This window comes from Desmonostoc muscorum LEGE 12446 (assembly GCF_015207005.2).
GTDB classification, from domain to species: domain Bacteria; phylum Cyanobacteriota; class Cyanobacteriia; order Cyanobacteriales; family Nostocaceae; genus Nostoc; species Nostoc muscorum.
Genome location: NZ_JADEXS020000001.1, coordinates 7,580,420 through 7,601,170, shown reverse-complemented (window position 1 = coordinate 7,601,170; position 20,751 = coordinate 7,580,420). Strand labels below are relative to the sequence as shown.

Annotated in this window: 15 protein-coding genes and 1 pseudogene; 8 read left to right on the top strand and 8 right to left on the bottom strand. The window is 40.0% G+C overall.

What is annotated here, in order from left to right:
• Window positions 1–25 precede the first annotated feature (25 nt).
• Both IQ276_RS31280 and IQ276_RS31275 read left to right on the top strand, forming a co-directional pair.
• On the top strand, window positions 26–2,383 hold the full coding sequence (locus IQ276_RS31280; protein WP_235116134.1) for an NACHT domain-containing protein: 2,358 nt from the start codon (window positions 26–28) through the stop codon (window positions 2,381–2,383).
• Window positions 2,384–2,752: 369 nt separating this feature from the next.
• A pseudogene (locus tag IQ276_RS31275) lies at window positions 2,753–3,199 on the top strand (rhodanese-like domain-containing protein); the annotation flags it as partial.
• Between the two features lie 619 nt (window positions 3,200–3,818).
• On the opposite strand, the gene IQ276_RS31270 reads toward IQ276_RS31275, so the two are convergent.
• The 3 genes from IQ276_RS31270 to IQ276_RS31260 form a co-directional block, all read right to left on the bottom strand.
• Window positions 3,819–4,448 (bottom strand): ribonuclease H-like domain-containing protein, encoded by a 630-nt coding sequence (locus tag IQ276_RS31270; protein ID WP_073640952.1) that lies wholly within the window; start codon window positions 4,446–4,448, stop codon window positions 3,819–3,821.
• Window positions 4,449–4,785: 337 nt separating this feature from the next.
• Window positions 4,786–5,334: a CAP domain-containing protein gene (locus IQ276_RS31265; RefSeq protein ID WP_190880807.1), complete on the bottom strand. Its 549-nt coding sequence runs from the start codon at window positions 5,332–5,334 to the stop codon at window positions 4,786–4,788.
• An 80-nt stretch (window positions 5,335–5,414) separates the two neighbouring features.
• On the bottom strand, window positions 5,415–6,269 hold the full coding sequence (locus IQ276_RS31260) for an IS5 family transposase (protein ID WP_235115308.1): 855 nt from the start codon (window positions 6,267–6,269) through the stop codon (window positions 5,415–5,417).
• Between the two features lie 691 nt (window positions 6,270–6,960).
• On the opposite strand from IQ276_RS31260, the gene IQ276_RS31255 reads away from it, so the two are divergent.
• Window positions 6,961–7,167, top strand: a complete 207-nt coding sequence (locus tag IQ276_RS31255) for a hypothetical protein (RefSeq protein ID WP_235116133.1) — start codon at window positions 6,961–6,963, stop codon at window positions 7,165–7,167.
• A 139-nt stretch (window positions 7,168–7,306) separates the two neighbouring features.
• Here IQ276_RS31255 and IQ276_RS31250 read toward each other — a convergent pair whose 3' ends face one another.
• The 3 genes from IQ276_RS31250 to IQ276_RS31240 form a co-directional block, all read right to left on the bottom strand.
• Window positions 7,307–8,044, bottom strand: a complete 738-nt coding sequence (locus IQ276_RS31250) for a hypothetical protein (RefSeq protein ID WP_193925687.1) — start codon at window positions 8,042–8,044, stop codon at window positions 7,307–7,309.
• A 173-nt stretch (window positions 8,045–8,217) separates the two neighbouring features.
• Entirely contained in the window at window positions 8,218–8,553 is a 336-nt protein-coding gene (locus tag IQ276_RS31245) for a hypothetical protein (RefSeq protein ID WP_190880801.1), read from the bottom strand.
• A 320-nt stretch (window positions 8,554–8,873) separates the two neighbouring features.
• Window positions 8,874–9,893 (bottom strand): metal ABC transporter substrate-binding protein, encoded by a 1,020-nt coding sequence (locus tag IQ276_RS31240; RefSeq protein ID WP_193925785.1) that lies wholly within the window; start codon window positions 9,891–9,893, stop codon window positions 8,874–8,876.
• Between the two features lie 89 nt (window positions 9,894–9,982).
• Here IQ276_RS31240 and IQ276_RS31235 point away from each other — a divergent pair, with 89 nt between their 5' ends.
• Window positions 9,983–10,807 (top strand): metal ABC transporter ATP-binding protein, encoded by an 825-nt coding sequence (locus tag IQ276_RS31235; RefSeq protein WP_235116132.1) that lies wholly within the window; start codon window positions 9,983–9,985, stop codon window positions 10,805–10,807.
• A 106-nt stretch (window positions 10,808–10,913) separates the two neighbouring features.
• Entirely contained in the window at window positions 10,914–11,759 is an 846-nt protein-coding gene (locus IQ276_RS31230) for a metal ABC transporter permease (RefSeq protein ID WP_193921667.1), read from the top strand.
• 7 nt (window positions 11,760–11,766) lie between these two features.
• Here the strand turns inward: IQ276_RS31230 and IQ276_RS31225 are convergent, their stop codons facing one another.
• Both IQ276_RS31225 and IQ276_RS31220 read right to left on the bottom strand, forming a co-directional pair.
• The gene (locus tag IQ276_RS31225; RefSeq protein ID WP_235116131.1) at window positions 11,767–12,273 is read right to left on the bottom strand and encodes a hypothetical protein; all 507 of its coding nucleotides are present in this window, start codon (window positions 12,271–12,273) and stop codon (window positions 11,767–11,769) included.
• A 241-nt stretch (window positions 12,274–12,514) separates the two neighbouring features.
• Window positions 12,515–14,194, bottom strand: coding sequence for a peroxidase family protein (locus tag IQ276_RS31220; protein WP_193921671.1), 1,680 nt, complete (start codon window positions 14,192–14,194; stop codon window positions 12,515–12,517).
• Between the two features lie 462 nt (window positions 14,195–14,656).
• Between IQ276_RS31220 and IQ276_RS31215 the strand changes: the two genes are divergently transcribed.
• The 3 genes from IQ276_RS31215 (at window position 14,657) to IQ276_RS31205 (ending at window position 20,495) form a co-directional block, all read left to right on the top strand.
• A complete protein-coding gene (locus tag IQ276_RS31215) occupies window positions 14,657–15,442 on the top strand; it encodes an HAD family hydrolase (RefSeq protein WP_193921673.1) in 786 nt (261 codons plus the stop codon).
• A 219-nt stretch (window positions 15,443–15,661) separates the two neighbouring features.
• Window positions 15,662–16,837 (top strand): DNA double-strand break repair nuclease NurA, encoded by a 1,176-nt coding sequence (locus IQ276_RS31210; protein ID WP_193921675.1) that lies wholly within the window; start codon window positions 15,662–15,664, stop codon window positions 16,835–16,837.
• Window positions 16,838–17,792: 955 nt separating this feature from the next.
• A complete protein-coding gene (locus IQ276_RS31205) occupies window positions 17,793–20,495 on the top strand; it encodes a PAS domain S-box protein (RefSeq protein ID WP_193921695.1) in 2,703 nt (900 codons plus the stop codon).
• Window positions 20,496–20,751 lie beyond the last annotated feature (256 nt).

The window sequence follows — 20,751 nt, the reverse complement described above, 5'->3', positions numbered from 1 at the left end:
GAATGAGTTTTAATTATGAATTAGTATGACAAGCCAAGGACTCAGAGCATCACCAGAAGGTATAAGGGCAGCAAAAACAGCTTTAACAGACAAAACTTGGAGTCAGCATAAATTAGCAGCAGCTTTAGGTATTACACGCCAACCAGTTTCCAAATTTTTTGCTGGTGAGTCAGTTTCTCGCTCTTGTTTTGTGCAAATTTGCCAACAGCTAGGGCTATCTTGGCAAAAGGTTGCTGGTTTACCTGAAGATGTAATATTTGAGGTAACTGCTAAAGCGCAATTAAAAGATGCTGACCTCGATATATTAGTGCGGGAAGTGCGGCAAAAGCGCCAAGACAAAATCCAAAATCAGTGCAACATTCTACAAATGTTGGACATTGCCCAGACAGTTCAACTAATGGAAATTTACACTAATATTAATGTCCTAGAGGAGATAAATAACCTGCAATGGCGAGAAATTTCTGACTGGTTGAAAGACTTCAAATCTGAGTCAAATTTTCACCAATTTAGAACATACAAGCGGGAGAAAAAATTACCAGGATTAGAAACTGTGTTGCGGCATCCAAAATTGATGGTGCTGGGAAAGCCGGGGTCAGGTAAAACTCTATTTTTACAATATCTAGCTATTGAATGTAACAAAGGCCAGTTTCAGCCATACCGCATAGCAACTTTTATTAGAGTAAAAGAATTTGCTGAAGATACTAAAATTGATGAATTTAATTTATTTGACTATATTAGCCAAGAATTTATCAGTTGCGGTGTTGAAAATGAATTAACTAAAACTCTTTTGACTCATGGGAAACTGCTGATTTTGCTAGATGGGTTAGATGAAGTACCAATAGAAAATGCAGAAAAAATCATCATAGAGATTCGTAGATTTACTCAGGTTTTTTACAAAAATAAGTTTGTTATTAGCTGCCGAATTGCTGCCCAAAAATATAGGTTTCAGGGATTTACTGAAGTTGAATTAGCAGATTTTGACCAAGAGCAAGTAGAAGTTTTTGCCAAAAAATGGTTTGTCGCTGTTGCTTTGAAGTCTAAAGAAGATGGAGAAGCCAGAGGAAATTTATTTATTAATCAACTAAATCTACCCGAAAATCAGCATATTCGAGAATTGACAGTCACTCCGTTGCTGCTGCATTGGATTTGCTTGGTGTTCCAAGTCAAAAATGAATTCCCCTTAAATCAAGCTAAGTTATATGAGCAAGCATTGAAAATTCTCTTTTTCAGATGGGATGAAGTTAGAGGTATTAAACGCGATCGCATTGCTAGTAATTTGACTTTGGAAATCAAGAAAAAACTGCTTTTTCAACTTGCAGCTATCAGTTTTGAGCAAGAAAATTACTTTTTTTCCAAAGAAAAAATCCTGGAATTGATTGCTGAGTATCTGGATAGCTTGCCAGATATTAACTCACACACAACTCAATTGCAGCTAGATAACGAAGCAGTGCTGAAAGCAATTGAAGTTCAACATGGATTATTAGTGGAAAGATCCCAGGAAATTTACTCATTTTCTCATTTAACATTCCAAAAGTATTTTACTGCTAGAAAAATTGTTGAAAATTGCCAAGCCAAAACTTGGGATAATCTCGTTAGTCACATGACTGAAAAGCGCTGGCGTGAGGTATTTTTACTAAGTGTTAATATGTTGCCGAATGCTGATGAAATGTTACTGTTAATGAAGCAAAAAATTGATTTGCTAGTAGCTAGTGATGAGAGATTACAGTATTTTTTAACTTGGTTGCATCAAAAATCCAGTTCAGTTTCTACCCGTCACAAAGCAGCAGCCGTTCGTGCCTTTTACTTGGTTTGTGTTGAGCGTAGCCTTTGCCATAGCCATCGCGCCTTGGTCTATACTTCTGGTTATAACCTTGAGTACGCCCTTGTTGGTAACATAGCTTTTGACTCTGACCTTGCTCTTGATGAGTTTCTGTCTAGTACTATTGCCTGCTTCAACGACGTTGACTTTGCCTTTGAGCGTAACCTCAACGATGCTCTTGATTATGCTCATGCCTTTGCTATTGCTTTTAACGAAGCTGTTGAGCTTGTTATTGCTCCTAAATTGAAGGAAGTCCTGCAAAAACTCAAAAAACAACTGCCAGATATAGACAGCAATCCGGAGAAATTCAGAGAGTGGTGGCAAACTAAGGGTAAAGTTTGGGGTAAACAATTAAGATATTTCCTGATTAAGTATCGTAATATTGGTTACGATTGGGAGTTCAACGAAGAGCAAAAAGAATTGCTTCAAAAATATTACGATCTAAATAAATTGCTGGTAGATTGTCTCAATAGTGCTGCTGATGTAACTCCCATAGTGCGGCAGAAGATTGAGGACACATTATTGTTAGCGATCGCCGATATTGAAAAAATACATAATTGTTAAGGATTCAGAATTCAGAATCCAGAATTCCGAATATTTTGATAATCAGGCTTAATAATCAACAACAGTACAAAATTCATATTGAATTCTGATTCATCAGGTCTTTCAGACGCGATAAATCGCGTCTATACATGAATGGTTTGAGGTTTAGCTAAAGTGTATTACCTGATAATAAATTAATTATTTAAAATAATAAGTATTATCTTTCCATAGTCTTAATTGGCTGGATTTGCAATTCATTAATTGGTAGAAATTAGGAAAAATCATTAGTCTATCTGAGGAGAGACTTTAAAGATATTCATACTAGGGAAAGAGCAATTAAAGATATTTTGTTCGTTAAATTGCTATTAATATCGTCAGCAGGGAATAGTTATGAATAACAATTTAGTAGGCGGCATCATTCCTCCACAGCCACCAATACAAGCACAATCTGATGTTCATACGCTCAAGTCTCGTTTGGAATGGGGTGAACCAGCTTTTACAATCTTGGATGTGCGCGATCGCAGAACCTACAACGAAGGTCACATTATGGGAGCGATGCCCATGCCAATAGATGAGTTGGTAGAACGTGCAGCAGCTTCCTTGGATAAAAGCCGTGATATTTATGTTTACGGTGCTAACGAAGAAGAAACTGCCCAAGCTGCACAACAACTTCGTTCCACTGGGTTTGAGCATGTTTCTCAACTGAAAGGTGGTCTTGAGGCATGGAAGGCGATCGGCGGCCCTACCGAAGGGATTATTGAATCAAAAACTCCCCCTGGTGCAGATGATTACAATGTCGTAGCTCGGCTACAAAATCACGCAGAAAATCAGGCAAAGGGAGGTAGTAGTCCCACTGAAAGTATTAAAAAGGGAGTAGGTAACCTCAAGGAAGGCATTCAAGAAGGAGCTAGTAACCTCAAGGAAGGCATTCAAGAAAGAGCTAGCAACCTCAAGGAAGGCATTCAAGAGAAAGCTAGTGACCTGAAAGAAGGCATTAATGAATCTAGAACTTCTTCAAGTCCAGATGATTCTAATGTTGGATCTTAGGAAAAAAATAGCCTGAAAAATTAGTCATTAGGCATAGGCGTAGGTTGGGTTGAGTGTAAGCTTTACCCAACCTATAAATCACTAAATTAAAATTTTAGTGATTTTCTTGTAATTAGGACTAAGGCGTGTTTTCAAACTACTGGTTTAGCCTCCTAACTTTTTAGATACCCCTAAATCACCCGATAAATTGGCGGACTTTAAGAGACTCTTCGCCCTTTTTTTTAAGGGGGGATCTTCGAGTTTTAAAACAGTCCCTAGCCCTTTAAATTTGATGCATAAAATCTCTTTATTTCTCTCTGTGACCTCTGTGCCTCTGCGGTTTATAAAGTCTTTTTTACCACAGAGGCGCAGAGGGCACAGAGATAAGAGATTATTTTCAAGACTTTTTATCTACCTTAAAAAGGTAGAATTAATGTTCAAACAAATCTTTAAATTGCAACAAATCTAAAGAAACTATTGTTGGCAGAACTTCAAAACATTGTTGAGCAAGTTCCCAACGTTCTTCTCGTTTGAGCATTTGTGTGAGTTTTTGCTGCACACTAAGTAAGTAGCGCACATCATTGGCGGCGTAACTTAATTGAGCTTCAGATAAATTAGCAGCGTTACCCCAATCAGAACTTTGAGCGCTTTTATCGAGTTCCACTTGTTCTAGCTCTTGCACTACATCTTTGAGTCCGTGGCGATTTGTGTAAGTACGGGCTAACTTACTAGCAATCTTAGTGCAAAAAACAGGCTGAACTTGAATCCCCAAATAGGCTCGCAAAGTAGCAAGGTCAAAACGAGCAAAGTGAAACACTTTCACGACATTGGCCGCTTGCAAAAGTTTTTTTAAGTTTGGGGCGTCAGTTTGTCCTTTAGCGATGCGGATTGCAGTTACTTTTCCTTCTAGGTTGCACAACTGAACGAGACACAAACGATCGCGCTGCGGTAACAATCCCATCGTTTCTGTATCAACTGCGATCGCTGTTGATTCTAAATATTGTCCAAGGGCTGCATCGCTAAGGTCGCGATCGCTCACCTGAAAATCTTGTAATGTCATGAAATGTTCAAAAATAATAGCAGTGTCGAGCAGACAAAAGTCTTGTCAGACACTACATTATTATTGTGCAAAAATATCAAAAGTTAAAAGATAAGTTCAGAATTCAGAAATATTTAAACTGCGGAATTTAGCAGAAAGTCACAGCGGCTGTTTCCGCCGAATCTGTTTCCGCTGCCTTAGCGACGTAGGAGCGTCACTTTCCTTTCTTAGACCAGCCATTAATTGAAGACCACTAAATTTTCAATTTGGTGTGGTATTTGAATGTTTATTGATTCACCAGTCGGTAACAAGACTTCTGAATTCTGACTTCTGACTCCTGAGTTCTTTGTTGTTAAATCTACCTAGTGTGAAAAAATATTTGCGTCAGGTAGACTTCGCCTTGATTATTAGTAGCAACGCCAATTCCAGTTAGGTTGTAATTTCCTTTAATATTCTTCAGATGTCCGGGGCTTTTGACCCAACCAGTAACAGCTTCGGCTGCGGGGTCGCTATATCCCCGGTTGAAAGCCACATTTTCCGCTGCACTGTTGTAGCGAATAGGGACAGCTTTGACTCGCCCTTCAAATCCCTGATGGCTAAATGGAGTTTTACCTTGAGCCATATTTTGACTATGAATTCTTGCCTGTCGTGTGATCTTTGAATTTAGCGTCAACTTTGGTAGGCCTTTAGAAACCCGATATTGATTAATTTGGTCAAAAACAGATTTTTCTAGCTCAGTAGGTTTAAAACTAGGAGTCGATATTGCAGCCTGACTGGAAAAAAGCGACAACAGCTTATTACGGGTGGATGTATTTGTAGAATTGTGCCCTGGTATCGGAACAGTTGTTAATCCACTAGCAAGGACAAGCGCACTTAAAGCGATGCCAAAAGCAGTTTGTCGGAACATGGAGAATTACGTAATGTGTAGAGATATAAGACTTATACTCTACCTCATAGTTCCGAAAATATATAGAACCCATTTGACATCTAAGAAGGTGCTGCAAGCCTCTTAATCATTAGCCTGATGAAGCAGATATTGAGTTTGGCAGTGGCACTAACCAGGGTTCGTTCAAAGTTCTTAACCAGAATTTTACAGCGCTCCATCCAAGCATTGGAGCGTTCGATCACCCATCTAGCTATTGCCGGAACAAATCCAGATTTTCCTTGTGCCGCTTTCTCTTGTTTTGAGGGTTTCGTAGAAAGTTGAAACTGAATTTTGGTCATGATCTCTGGGTAAATTCGCTCTAACTCCTGAGTCAAATATTCTGGGTGATACCCATGATCTAGCAGGATAGTAATCTTGGGAATATCGATAGGTTTTGACTTGAAGTAGTCGATGTTGAGAGTAAACATCTCAATTAATCCGGCATCATCCGAGACATTGGCGCGAGTACAGAGCGTAAAAAAGGGAAACCCAAGGGTGTCAATAGCCAAATGCCTTTTAATACCGTTGGTGGCTTTGTAGAAGCAAAAACCTTTCGACTCCACACTGGCGTTGCAGGTATTTTTCACTGCTTGGGAGTCAATGATGATCAATGTCGTCCAGTGCGGTTTTTTTTTTACCTGTTCACGCACTTGTCCATGTAAGACACTCATCAGTTCCTCAAATACCCCGGCTGCTCGCCACTGTTTGTAGTGCCAATATACAGTGGAATAAGGGGGGAGGTCTTTAGGTAAGTCTTGCCAATTGCATCCATTTTTTAGTTGATAGAGAATTCCATTGAAGATATCTCGCTTTGGCCAGTTGGTCGGTCGAGTCTGCTTCTTAGTCGGTAATATCTCTTGCAATAAGGGTTCAAAAATTTCCCATTCTGCATCAGTGAGGTTGCTGGAATACGCCATTAGTATTGGATTTTAGATGCTGAGGAGTACCTTAATTCAAAACCTCACAAGATGTCAAATGGGTTCTATACGAGAATACTATTAAGGATTGATGAATTTCGGCAATTTGACCACATCCTTTACAGTGCATACAAACAATCATTTCCAATTGTCAATACTTCCATAGATAAACTTGTGGAAAATCACCGTTAGTTTCGTTCAAAATTGAAGATTTTGATGAATTAGACATCTCCAAGGGCGTACAGGTATACGCCCCTACCTATGTATCAGGAATTTCATCAAATGGTATGAATGACTGCCAAATAAAAAACATCTAACTCTGATTGTGGGGTGGGCGTCTCGCCATTGGTGTCAAGTTAAAGCTGAAGCCCAGATCTGTTATGAGTAAACCACCCACTGTTAACCGTTGTGTTATTTATTGCCAGCACTTAGTTTCCTTAGGTTTGGCATCAGCTCTATAAAATAAATGCGATCGCACCTTGCATTGAGAACTAATGTTGGACATTCAGGTTTTCTGCTTGTTTGTGTGCAGTTTTCATACCTAGAGAATGCAAAAATGTCTAGCCGTAAGGCTTGTCGTCAGATATAGCCTGATTGCAGAAAACTAGATAATTAACCAATATTTGCTTGTTTATTATCAAAAGGTGCAAGTTCCATTAGATACTTAAGTAATCTATATAAACAGTACCCAATGGCGAAAAAATACCGATTAAACAGGTGTTTACAGTTCGGATTGGGATGGTTGTTGGGCTGCTTAAGTACCAGTATCTTCACTGTTAAAACCCAGGCACAGCAAAGCAATATCGTGCCTGATAACACACTTGGTGCTGAGTCCTCCCAAGTTATAGATAACTTTCAGGGACTACCGAAACAGCTTCACCGAATTATGAAAATGTGACGAAAACATTCCAGCTCCGCGAACGTAAGGGCGCACAGCTGTGCGCCCCTACCAAGGTATTTGTATCAATTTAAAGTAAAACGGTATGAGGTTTGCGTCCTGTTGTTGTGAGGACATAGGATTGGGAAATTTTGTTAGTTCAATCTCTGCGAACAGCAATTGTATAACTCGATCGCTGTGTAGTTTCTCGTTGACTCTTAATCAACCGAAAGTCATTATCTATATATAAATGTTCTAGAAAAGAAGTAGCTAGGTAGACTTTCTGAAATTTTTTGACAGTATTTCTGTCCATGTCTTCTAATTGAACTTCTTGCTGTAAATCTATCTTTGACGATGCTTCTTTGAATTTAGATTCGACATTTTTCGTAAACCACTTGTCTGCATCCTCAATTGTCAATGGAATTTCTCTATTTCCTAATGCCTGGAATATGCCAACATTTTTGATGTTCCACTGCTCATTTTCAACTGAATACTGTTGCAATATCATTAAATCGTAAGCTGGTAGTTTTGATGCAAATTTGCGCCAAAAACCAGACTGATGCCCTAGTGCATAACGGGCAATATTTGCATAGTAACCATCATTATGAAAAATTTGGTAAGACTGCTCGTGTATCCGACCAGGTAAAATATCTTGAAAAGGGATAGTAGACCATATTGGCACCCAACCTCCGATGACGATCGCCACTTGTTCTGCAACTTTAGGAAAAGGGTTGCGTTGGCTCAATTCTCCAAAATATGGCGCTAATTCGTTTTTATAAAATTCTACTTTGGCTTTTAACGTCTCTAGATTGCGGTCTTTAACAAGTTCTAAAATGTGATTTTTAATTTCTGGCGTAGTCCAAGATGTCAATTCCTGAGAAGTTGTAACATTTCCCATTACCCTTCATCCTTGGAGAATTTCCAAACTATGATTACCTGATTACAGTGTAACTTACCGCAACAAGATGCGGTAAGAGGGAAATGGGGAGGGGGATGAGGGGACGCGGGGACGCAAATAAAGACAAATGACTAATGACAAACACCCTATCCCCTTGTTTCTTCAATCAGCAACTACCACCAAATTCGATTTCCATTTTCGTCAACTCGTGCTTGGCGAATTACGTCGGAAATCTCTTCAGCATCTTTAACGTGGTGGAGTGCTTTCTTTTCGCCGTTGGGTTCATCGACAACAAAGTAAGTCGGGACTGTGATTACGTCGCCTGTAATGTCTGGTACGTGATCTACAGCTAGCTGTTGAGCCTTTTCTTCAACGGATTGAGCTTCATCAGCGATTCTATCTCCCGGATTTGCAGTTAAGTTTTGTTCTTTCACATTTGCTTCTTCACGAGAATGCCGATCTTCGCTCACTGGTTGATTAATTTGATTTTCTTGTTTATTATCAGTCATGGTTTTTTCAGGTATTAATAAATGTGCATTTACCAATAACACTCTAGAAAATCAAAGCTATAAAGAGTTCTTTCTCTGGAAAGAGTTTGAGAATAGATTGTAAATCAGAATTCAGAATTCAGGAGTCAGAGGAGATAATTGTAGTTGGGTTTCATTCCTCAACCCAACTACACTACATAAAATTAAGATTTTTGGCTCTAACCTAAGGATATTAGTTGATAAATAACCTCTGACTTTAGAAATACAGCACATTGCAATAGGCGTGAGGTACAGATAATCGTAGGGGCACAACATGTTGTGCCCCTACCTGTGTTCTTCATTTACTTCTTAGGTTGAAAAGGCGTATATTTTCCACCCAATGCTTCTACAATGCTGCGGGTATTTGCCTCCATCATCTTTACGTAGGAATCTCCATCACTCCCTTTTGCCCCAATTGAATCAGAATAAAGTTGATGTGGTGCTAATTTGACTCCTGCTTCTTGGGCAACGGTTTTAATTAAAGCTGGATTAATTGTAGTTTCAGCAAAAATTGCCGGAACGCCGATTTTTTTCACTGACTCTACCAATCGCTGGACTGTTTGAGCGCTTGGTTGTTCTTCGGTACTAATGCCAATTAAAGTACCTGCGATCGCAATTCCATAAGCACGTCCATAATATTGAAATGCATCATGGGTTGTGATCAGTCTGCGCCGAGGTGCTGGGATAGTTTGAATCTGTTGATTAATCCAGCTATGCAACTGTTTTAATTCCTGAGTCAGTTGCAATGCATTTTTAGTTAATTCTTCTTTATCTTCAGGTGATAATTCAATCAAAGCATCTCGAATGGCATTCGTCATGGCGATCGCATTTTCTGCACTACCCCAAATGTGAGGATCTGGCACAATTTCACCTTTGCCTTTATCTAACTGCAAAGATTTGACAGCTTCCCCGACGGCTAACTTTCGCGCCTTACCACCAGAAGCATTCATTAACTTAATCAATCCTGGTTCCAGGTTGTAGCCGTTATACAAAATCAAGTCGGCTTGTTCCAAAAGCCTACTGTCTGCTGGTATCGGTTCGTAAACATGCGGATCAGTACCCGGCTTGAGGATTCCACTGACTTGAATTTCATCTCCTGCAACCTCTTGCGCCAAATCAGCAATGATGGTGCTAGTTGCAACCACTCGCGGCTGACTCTCTCCCTTGGCAGTTTTGGGGTTGGAGTCATTCTGGGTACAACTAAATAAAGCCAAAGGCATAAGCATTCCCAAACAAAGCCGCAAAAGAATTTTTCTCTTGTTTGTTTTGCCAATCGCCTTGCCGTGAGCGTTACTGCCCTCTATCTGTGGTATTAGTTTCATTTATCTGGGATATTACATCTATTTATAGATTTTTTCATATTTCTCTCATTTTTGTAGTAAGCTCAAGAAATGAATATTTAAAAGCAGTTATGAAAAACGTCTCTTTTGCAGCTAAATTCCGCTTATCTCCAGTAAATACACGAGAATTACCCGAAACTATCAAGGCTTCTGTTATGACTTCCACACCAGCAATTAACATCGCCCATGTAGGGGTACACTACCGAACACAAGAAGCCTTAAGGGACGTTAACTGTATTGTCAAACCGGGAAAAGTGACGGGTATTTTTGGCCCCAACGGTGCAGGCAAAAGTACACTGATGAAGGCAATGTTAGGCTTAGTGCCAGTCAGTAGTGGTACGGTGCTGTATCAAGGGAAACCCTTAATGCAACAATTAGATCGAGTTGCCTACGTACCACAGCGTAGCCAAATTGACTGGACTTACCCCGCCACCGTTTGGGATGTAGTCATGATGGGACGGGTGAAGAAAACAGGATGGTTGCGTAGCTTTTCAGCAGTTAGTCGCCAGGTAGCAAAAAATGCCCTGGAAAGAGTTGGAATGATTGAATATTGCGATCGCCCCATCGGACAATTATCAGGAGGACAGCAACAACGGGTATTTTTAGCCCGTGCTTTAACGCAGCAAGCAGAAATTTTCTGTTTTGATGAACCTTTAGTAGGCATCGATCAAAAAACTCAATCGGTGATTTTTGAAGTCTTTCATGAACTCGCTACTGATAAAAAAATCGTGCTAGTAGTCAACCACGATTTAGGAGAATCAATTGCCCATTTTGATGATTTAATATTACTAAATCGTGAATTAATCGCCACAGGTTCACGCCAACAAGTACTCACAGAAGAAAATCTCAATCTTGCTTATGGCGGGAAAGTAATGTATTTTTCGGATGCGGCGTAAATGTGATGGGGGATGAGGGGGCAGGGGAGGCAGGGGAGGCAGGGGAGGCAGGGGAGGCAGGGGGAGAAATGACAAATGACTAATGACCAATGACTAGTGACAAAATATGTTAGAAGCTTTAATTGAGCCGTTACAATACGGCTTTATGCAGCGATCGCTTGTGATTGCGATTTTAGTTGGTTTGTTGTGTGCGGTGGTTGGTAGTTACTTGATGGTGCAGCGATTGGCGTTGCTGGGTGATGCAATCAGTCACTCGGTTTTGCCAGGACTAGCGATCGCTTTTATGGTGGGAGCAAATATATATATTGGGGCGTTTATTGCCGGAGTTTTGAGTACAATGGCGATCGCTTGGATTAGAGTGCGATCGCCAATTAAAGAAGATGCGGCAATGGGCATAGTTTTTTCTGCATTCTTTGCCCTTGGTATCACCTTAATTACTGTTATTCAAAAAGATAATAAAATTGACCTGAATCACTTTTTATTCGGTAACCTTCTCAGCGTTACTATTGATGAAGTACGCGACACAGCTATTATTGCTGCTATTGTTTTAATAGTTGTTATTTTAATATACAAAGAACTTTTATTTTACACTTTTGATCCCTTAGGCGCTCAAGCCGCAGGTTTGCCGGTTGATCGGCTTAACTTTGGATTAATGCTATTGATTGCTTTAACAATTGTCGCTAGCATGAAAGCTGTAGGTGTGATTTTAGTACTTTCACTTTTGATTACACCAGGAGCCACCGCTTATTTACTAGTGAAACGTCTCAACCAAGTAATGATTTTGGGTGCCGTAATCGGCGTAATTTCTAGTATTAGCGGGATGTATCTCAGCTATTTTTATAATTTGCCTTCTGGCCCAGCAATTGTTTTGGTAGTTTCGGGATTATTTTTGTTAGCTTTATTATTTAGTCCCAAACATGGAGTTTTGATACCAAGTGTGAAACAGAAATAGATTTTTTCTATTGACTGTACAGCCCATAAGATGACTTGACTTCCCATTGTTTGCCAGTGCATTCTAAATAGAGCAAACTCCCGTACTGTGGTGGTCCTGCTGGACAGTGGGCGGTTATCTGAATTAATGCTTGTGAAAAATCTACAGATAATCCTGGTCGAGTCAAAGTATATATAATAGACCACCTATAATCGTAGTCATTTAAAATTCTATCAGACTCTTTCTGTGAAATCAGAGTGATTTGATGATTTGTAATAAATGGAGTTAATAAGGAAGGTTGATTGTTGATTGAGATCCAATTATCGTAAGTCTCTTTTTGGAGATTAGGGAAACCTACAATCCTCATTCCATGAATGAATGTCTCTGGAATCCGCAGAGTTTCCCAGGAGATATCGGGCTTCAAAGAAGTTTTAGTTATCAGATAACTATTGGACATTTCACATAGAAAATCTCCTTCGGTTATTGAATGTTTGATTACAGCAGAAAAAACCTGTGATTCGTGTTGCGATCGCATATTGTCCTAAATGAAAATTTGACAAAAAACATACAAGCCAGGACTTACGCACTGTACAAATTACTCAAAGGCTATTTATAAAGTAAAAATCAAATTATTGTAGTAGCGTGTCAAGACTAAAATAGTGCATTAGCTTGATTCTTGTGGGATGGGCGTCTCGCCCGTCCGGTGCGGGCAAGATGCCCACACTACAAGAAAAATTTATTGCAACATTTTAGCCTTGACACGCTACTATTTAAGACTATGCTGGCAGTACTCCGGCAAACTTCAGAAAATCACTAATCCCGCGAATTTGGTCACCATTTGGCAGCTTGACACCTCTAGAAGGGTTCCAAATTTCATAGAAATAACTCTTATTGAGGTACGAAGACGGGTCATTCTTAATTAGACCGATGATGGTTTCAGCAACAATACGGCTACCAACTTCGCCCAAAGAGTCTCCATGAGCGCGAACTTCGGATTCCTTAAGGACGTAATACCACGCTGGAGTCTTTTCTAGGAAAGGTTCGAGGGCTTGATTCAATTCTGCGGAATTGTCTTTTTTAAGTTCGTCCACTGTCAGTGGTTTGACACCTAGCTTCTTAGCTAAACTCTGTCCGGTGGGAATACTGAGGAAATATCCACGCAGTAGGTTCCGTTTAGCAAGGTGCTTCAGAAGTTGTTGAACAGGAGGTTGTGCATCGTTGCCTTCATTAAGTAGATCTGATAAAGGAAACGCAAGATGGGTGTCGATTTTTCGCGCAGAATTTCTCTGCCTTTTGGCAGCGCTTTGTTTGTCAACAAACCGATCCCACTCAATAATCCAGTTAAAAGGCAGAGTGTTGGATGGTCCAGGGCCTGGTGGACCGCCAATATCACGTCTTCCTGTAAAAGCAAACAGTAAAACGAACGTTGCGTCTGTCAGCGCTCCCGGTTGGTCTGTAAAATTGCGGTTGTAGTCATAAGCAGCCCGTATCATACTATGTCCAAAACGGTAAGCTGCAACGGAAAATTCTAGAGGCATGAAAAGATTTCCATTGCGGGGATAGTAGAATTTCGGCCCGTTGCGGAGGATGCTGTCTACTGTTCCAGTTGTAGTTACTGTTTTGAGAAAATCATTGATAACAAGCCACTGGTAGTGCCAACGAACCAGATTCTGCGCCCGAAGAAATAGTTTTTTATTGTTTTTGGCATTTTTGGGTTCATTCTTCCGCACCCAATCTACTACTGCATTGTGGAAACGCAGAAAGGCAGTGTGGAACTGTGCCACGATGAGATTTTCGTCGTTGCGACTGTCGCCGATCGCAGCTATTCTCTTATTGCGTGGCAAATCCCGCGATAAATCGTTTTCTGGCGGAATTTTGGCTCCAGGAATTGCATCGCCGTTAGCATTCTGTTCAGCATTTCGCCCAACTTTCAGTTTTACTGGGTCGTCTTGTTGATAAAAGTCCTTTGCTTGGGTGGGCTTTTTCGGGTCTAGAGTTGGCCCGTCACCATAAACACTGTCAAGATCGAAGGTGGGGCGACGTAGATTCTTGAGCTTATCGATTACAAAGTCGGGTGATAAAGGTGTGAAATCGTCTTTCGTGATATCAGTTTGCAGATCTGTGACAGCCCTATCAGTATTGGCAGTAATATCATGGTCGATAAACTGTCCCCAATAAGTATAAACCGGAGGTATTTTTGAGTTAGTATTCTCAGGCTCAGGGTCTTCTCTGTCAATTATTTGCTCGCCTAGATTTTTAAGTTTCTCAATAATATCTTGGTTGTTGTCTGCTGGAAGCAGGCTGTTTGGATCTCTGGCAAGATCTGGGAAGAGATAATCGAAATCTGTCTCTACATCAATTGCCTCAGTCGTTGGCGGACGTAAGGCAATTCTTTGTTGCACACTCTCTTCTTTGATATATCCGCCGTGGCTAAACTCAAAAGGGAGATTTGGCATTGTTTTTTCCTTTAGTTACATTCTTTCTTCTCTTCAAGACTGACGCGCTGTAGGGACCTACAGCCGATTAGGTTATGTTGCAAAGATTTTTGGATCTGGTACTAGGGACTTCCAATGAAAAAAATATCCCTAAGTAGGGGCGCACAGCTGTGCGCCCCTACTTAGCAGGCGATCGCTAAATATGAAAAAAAGCACTTACCCTACTTTCTTAGCAGTCAGTAGATTTACACCCAGAAATTTATATAAAATGATGACATTTCGATTATCAAAATAATAGTACCCCTATGGGTACTATTGGACACTAAAAGGTCGAAGCGCTTGGGAATCATGAAAACTTACTCCCTTGGGAATGATAGAGCGATCGCCTCCAATTATCCAAATTATTTTTCCTGTCAGTGTCCTGATACAAAAAATTATTGCTAGTTCAGTTAAGCTGAAACAGCAGTTTTAATCCTCAAAACAATGACAGCAAGTAGTCCCACGATTTTAGCCCTGGACTTTGATGGAGTGATTTGCGACGGACTAATTGAATATTTTGAGGTAGCATGGCGTACCTACTCTGAAATTTGGTCGTCTGCTAACGACACACCACCAGATGATTTAGCTTTGAGATTCTATCGCCTGCGCCCTGTAATTGAAACAGGTTGGGAAATGCCTGTTTTAATCAAAGCCTTAATGGATGGAATCCCTGATGAAAAGATTCTTCATCAGTGGGTAACTATTACTCCACAAATATTGTTAGACAATAAACTACAGGCAAGAGAAATTGGTGCCAAACTAGACAACATGCGAGATGAATGGATTGCTAGAGATTTAGACGGCTGGCTAAGTCTGCATAGATTCTATCCTGGTGTAGTCGAAAAAATTAAATTAACTCTTGCCGGTGGAGTTAAGCTATATATTGTAACAACTAAAGAAGGGCGTTTTGTACAGCAGTTGTTACAACAAGAAGGGGTGAATTTACCAGCAGCAGCAATTTTTGGTAAAGAAGTCAAGCGTCCTAAATACGAAATTTTGCGAGAATTAAAGCAGGCGGAACTAAACAAACCAGTTAGCCTCTGGTTTGTAGAAGATAGACTCAAAACTTTGCAGTTAGTTCAACAACAAACAGACCTTGAAGATGTGAAACTTTTGCTTGCAGACTGGGGTTATAATACTCAAGCAGAAAGAGAATCTGCCCAACAGAATCCGCTAATTCATCTTTTATCACTGTCTCAATTTGCCAAAGATTTCTCGAATTGGGTTTAAGATGTGAAAAGAGAATTCAGAATTCAGAATTCAGAATTCTGAATGCAATCTCTTAGCGATATCCCGCCAGGAACTTACAGCAGATTGCAACAGGCGTGAGGTACAGATAATCGTAGGGGCACAACATGTTGTGCCCCTACCCGTGTACTTCATTTACCTGAAATACGCAAAAATTAAAAAAACTCCTAACTTATAACTCCTAACTCAGCACTTACGTTTATGCTTGACCTGACGAAACTAGCGCGACAAATGCAGGGTTTAAGTCAGCATCTTTCTTCGGAAGCTGCTGCTAGTCGCCAGCGTTTAGAATTGGCGCAACAACATCTAAAAAATGCTTACCAATCTCAACAAGATTTAATCGATCGCCAGGAGAAATGGCGCGATCGCATTCTCTTTGCTAATGCTACCCCAGTTGAGCCGCTAGAAACATGCATTGATATTCCAGTTCCGCCAAAAATTCATACTGTCATCGCTACAGACGGTTCCCAAATTGCCCCCAACCACCACGAAATTGCTTATTGTTATCTCTTAAATATCGGCAGAGTCGTCTTGCACTACGGACAAAACCGCCATCCCCTACTTGATAGTTTGCCAGAGGTATTTTACCGCCCAGAAGATTTGTATATGTCTCGGCAATGGGGAATTCGTACCGAAGAATGGATGAGTTTTCGCCGTACCGCTTCCGAAACAACGGTTTTAGCCGAATTAGCTTGTGCAGCCAAAGCAGAAGCACCAGCCCTGGCGATGGTAGATGGTTCCTTAATTTACTGGTTTTTGGAACAATTACCGATGGATGCACGCGATCGCATTTTACCCCCCATTCTGGAAGCTTGGCAGCAAATGCGTGATGCTCAAATTCCTTTGATGGGCTATCTTAGCGCCTCCCGCAACATCGAAAGCACGAATTTTTTACGGTTGTTGGCTTGTCCCCATCCAGCGCCAGACTGTAAAAGTCATTGCCCAAATCAGCTAGAAAAAGTACCTTGTAAAAAGTTTGATGATTTACGAGATACTTCTCTTTGGGCAACCCAACTCAAACCAGGACAACGCAGTGCTTTATGGCGCAGTAATAATCAAATTCTTGAACTCTACGGCGACCAAATTATTTACTTTTGTTATGTCCATGTTGGCACCGAAATTGCCCGGATTGAAATTCCGGCATGGGTAGCGCAAAATACAGCTATGTTAAATCAAGCACTGGGATTGATGTTAGCACAAGTACAAAAAGGATACGGATACCCAGTGGCGATCGCCGAAGCCCATAATCAAGCAGTGGTAAAAGGTGGAGATAGAGCGCGTTTCTTTGCCCTCCTGGAACAACAAATGATTAAAGCTGGTTTAAAAAATGTCGGAACTTCCTACAAAGAAGCCAGAAAACGGGGAAGTATTGCTTAGAGTTTAGGGACTTCCAGAAAATGAAGAGAGCAGGGGGAGCAGGGGGAGCAGGGGAAGCAGGGGGAGCAGGGGGAGCAGGGGGAGCAGGGGAAGCAGGGGAAGCAGGGGGAGCAGGGGGATTAAACTAAGTCACCCACTAGGGGTGGGGTTTCAACCTACCTTGCGATACAAGGATTTTTTCGCCCACTAGGGGCGAGGTTTTGAACCTTTACTTTTTTCATAAATTATCCCAAATTATTTGTACATTTTTCGGGTAGCACAGTTGTCATTGGTGTCAAATTAAGCTCAAATGCTTGTTCCACACACCTTTTACCCCCCTTAATCCCCCCTTTCTAAGGGGGGAAAAAGAAATTCAGTTCCCTCCCCTTACCAAGGGGAGGGGCGGTTTTGGCTTTAGACAAAACCGGGGTGGGGTGACGCGGTGAGTAACGCTAAGTGAATGAACTAAATATCATGTCTTCACAAGGGTTTCACGTTAAGTTCACACCTATGAGTATCGCTAAACCTCTACCCACCTATAGGACTCATATTTGATTTTTGAACAAAACTCAGTACACCTTTATTGCTCCTTCCCAGTCCCCAGTCCCCAATCCCCAGTCCCTTACCTCTACAAGTCATTCAGAAATCAAATCGGATTGCTATATTTGTATTACGTAACACTTCTTATCTTAAATCTAAAATATAAATGTTTACTTTACAGTTTTTTAGGGAAACCTATATTAAATAGAGGATTTAGCTAATACTAAGCTAGTATATTTGCCGTAAAAAAGCTATATTCACTACTTTTTTTTGCCAATATACTTACGCGATTATTCGTATATTCAACAGTCCTCATCAGGATAGAAGTTAAGCAGCCTCTAGCTCGACAATATCCCATAAGGATGGTTATTCAATTTACGAAAAACGTATTAACTTATTTGACCAATATTAAATTAAAGTTTATGCCTGAAAACTTATGAAACTAGTTAAATCTAAGTTCCAACAATTGGAAGGAAAATACTCTCGATTTTTCTCACTTTCTATAGATTTATTGTGTATTGCTAGTTTTGATGGTTATTTCAAGTATTTAAATCCAGTATGGACAAAAACACTAGGTTGGTCAAATGAGGAATTGCTTGCTAAACCCTTTATCGAATTTGTTCACCCTGAAGACTACGAATTAACTATTCGAGCAGCACAAAAAATTGCACAATGTATAGATCCAATTTATATTGAAAATCGTTATGTTTGTAAGGATGGTAGCTATAAATTGCTGTCATGGAACGCAACAGGCTTCATGGAAGAAAAGTTAATTTATGCAGTAGCTCGTGATATTACTCTGAAGAAAGAGAATGAAATCGCACTACAAAGAACTATTCGAGAATTAGAAGCTTTTAAATTTGCCTTGAATGCTCATTCATTGGTAGCTATTACTGATAGAAGAGGCAGAATAACCTATGCTAATGACCAATTTTGTGAAGTTTCTAAATATTCTAGAGAAGAACTTTTAGGACAAGATCATCGAATTATTAATTCTGGTCATCATACAAAGGAATTCTTTGGAAATTTGTGGGAAACTATTAGCAAAGGCAAAATTTGGAAGGGAGAAATCAAAAATAAAGCCAAAGATGGGACTTTTTATTGGGTGGATACTTTAATCACCCCAATGTTGGATTCAGAAGGAAAGCCCTATCAATATGTATCAATTCGTACAGATATCACACAGCGTAAGCTTTCAGAGTTTGCTTTAGTGGAGCGATCGCGTTTATCACTTTTGAGTGCAGAAGTCAGTTTAGCATTATCTCAAAGTGGTACACTTGCAGAAATTTTGCAAAACTGTACAAATACTATTTCACAATACCTGAAGATCGCTTTTGTTTGTATCTGGACTTTTGAGCGACAAACAAATCAGCTAGAATTACAGGCTGGTGTTCATTGCACAGAACTTACCTGTAGTGCTTTGAACAATAGCCAAGATTTTCCCAATCACATGGTTTTAGCCAATAACATTGTTGGCTTAATGACTCAAAACCATCAAGCTATTTTCAACCAAGAAGTAGTAATTAATCATCCAGAACTACCACTAAATTCTACATTATCAATTTTTCGTTTTTCTGCTTATCCTTTAATAGTAGAGCAGCAATTAATCGGCATAATCGCTTTATTTAGCCAGCAATTATTTAGTGAACCAACTCATAACTTGTTAAATTGGATTGCTAATAATATTGCTGTAGCTATTGACCGGATTTGGGCTAGAGAAGAACTCCTCAGCCGTCGTGAAGCATTATTACTGCGTTTAGCTAGCCAAATCCGCAGTTCTCTTGACTTAGATATTATTCTAGAAACTGCTGTTAATGAAATTCGCAGTTTATTACAAATTGACCGTTGTTACTTTCTTTCTTATTCAGCACACCCATCCCAGCCAAACCTGACTATCACCTCTGAAGCGCGAAATCCTAACTACCCTAACTTACCGACAATGTTAGGTAGTGTTCCGCCGCAAAAAAGCAAGTACTTGACCAAAATACTCCTCTCTCAAGAGCTAATTTGTATCGACGATATTAAGAGTAAATTATGCGTTGACGATGATATGCAAGAGCTGTTAACTGAGTTTGGTATTACAGCTCAACTAGTGCTACCAGTTAAGAGTAATTCCGGTGAAATTGGGGCAATTGTTTGCAGTCATTGTAGTGGCGATCGCATTTGGACTAACAGTGAAATTAGTCTACTACAAGCTGTTTGTGACCAACTAGCGATCGCCATCGATCATGCACAACTTTATACTCAAAGTCGTTCTGCTACTTTAGCCGCTGAAACTCAAGCCGAAAAACTCACCGAAACTTTGTATCAGTTGCAGCAAACTCAATCTCAACTGATACAACATGAAAAAATGTCTAGTTTGGGACAATTAGTAGCTGGTGTTGCCCATGAAATCAACAATCCCGTTAATTTTATTCACGGTAATTTAACTTATGCTCACGAATATTTTCAAGAGTTACTAACTCTGTTGCACCTCTATGAGCAATACTATCCCAAGCCCAATACAGAAATTGAAGATTTTGCTGAAAAAATTGATTTAGATTTTATTACTAACGACCTTTATAAGCTCCTATCTTCAATGGAAATGGGTACTAATCGTATCCGTGAAATTGTTTTAGGATTACGAAATTTTTCCCGACATGATGAAGCAGAAAAAAAACAAGTTGATATTCATGAAGGAATTGACAACACTTTATTAATTTTGCATCACCGCTGGAAAAATAATGGAATTGGGCTGGATATATCTATTGTCAAAGAATATAGTAAATTGCCCTTGATTGACTGCTATCCTGGTCAGCTTAATCAAGTATTTATGAACATTTTGACTAATGCGATCGATGCATTAGAAGAGATAAAAATTAAAGGTAAAACAACAGAAAAACCCCAGATTATAATTCGGACGGAAATTTCCGACAATAATTTTGTTGTGATTCGGATTATCGATAATGGAGCCGGAATTCCAGAAGAAGTTAGAACGCGCTTATTCGATCCATTTTTCACAACAAAACCTGTTGGTAAAGGAACAGGACTAGGATTATCAATTAGCTACCAAATTGTAGTAGAAAAACATGGCGGGATTCTGAAGTGTACATCAGAACCGGGACAAGGTACAGAATTTTGGATTCAAATTCCAATTTAAAAGGGATTGGGGAATGGGGATTAGGGAGTGGGGAGTAGGGAGTAGGGAGTAGGGAGTAGGGAAAATAAATTCTCATTGCTCCTTATGAGTGCAACTCATGGAGTCTTTTGCATAAATATTTTTTTAGAAAAAAGAACGCAAAGAAGGATTTTTGCAATCAGTCTATTTATTTCCTAGCCCCCAGTCCCCAGCCCCCATTCCCCATTCCCCACTCCCCATTCCCCACTCCCCACTCCCCACTCCCCACTCCTAAATT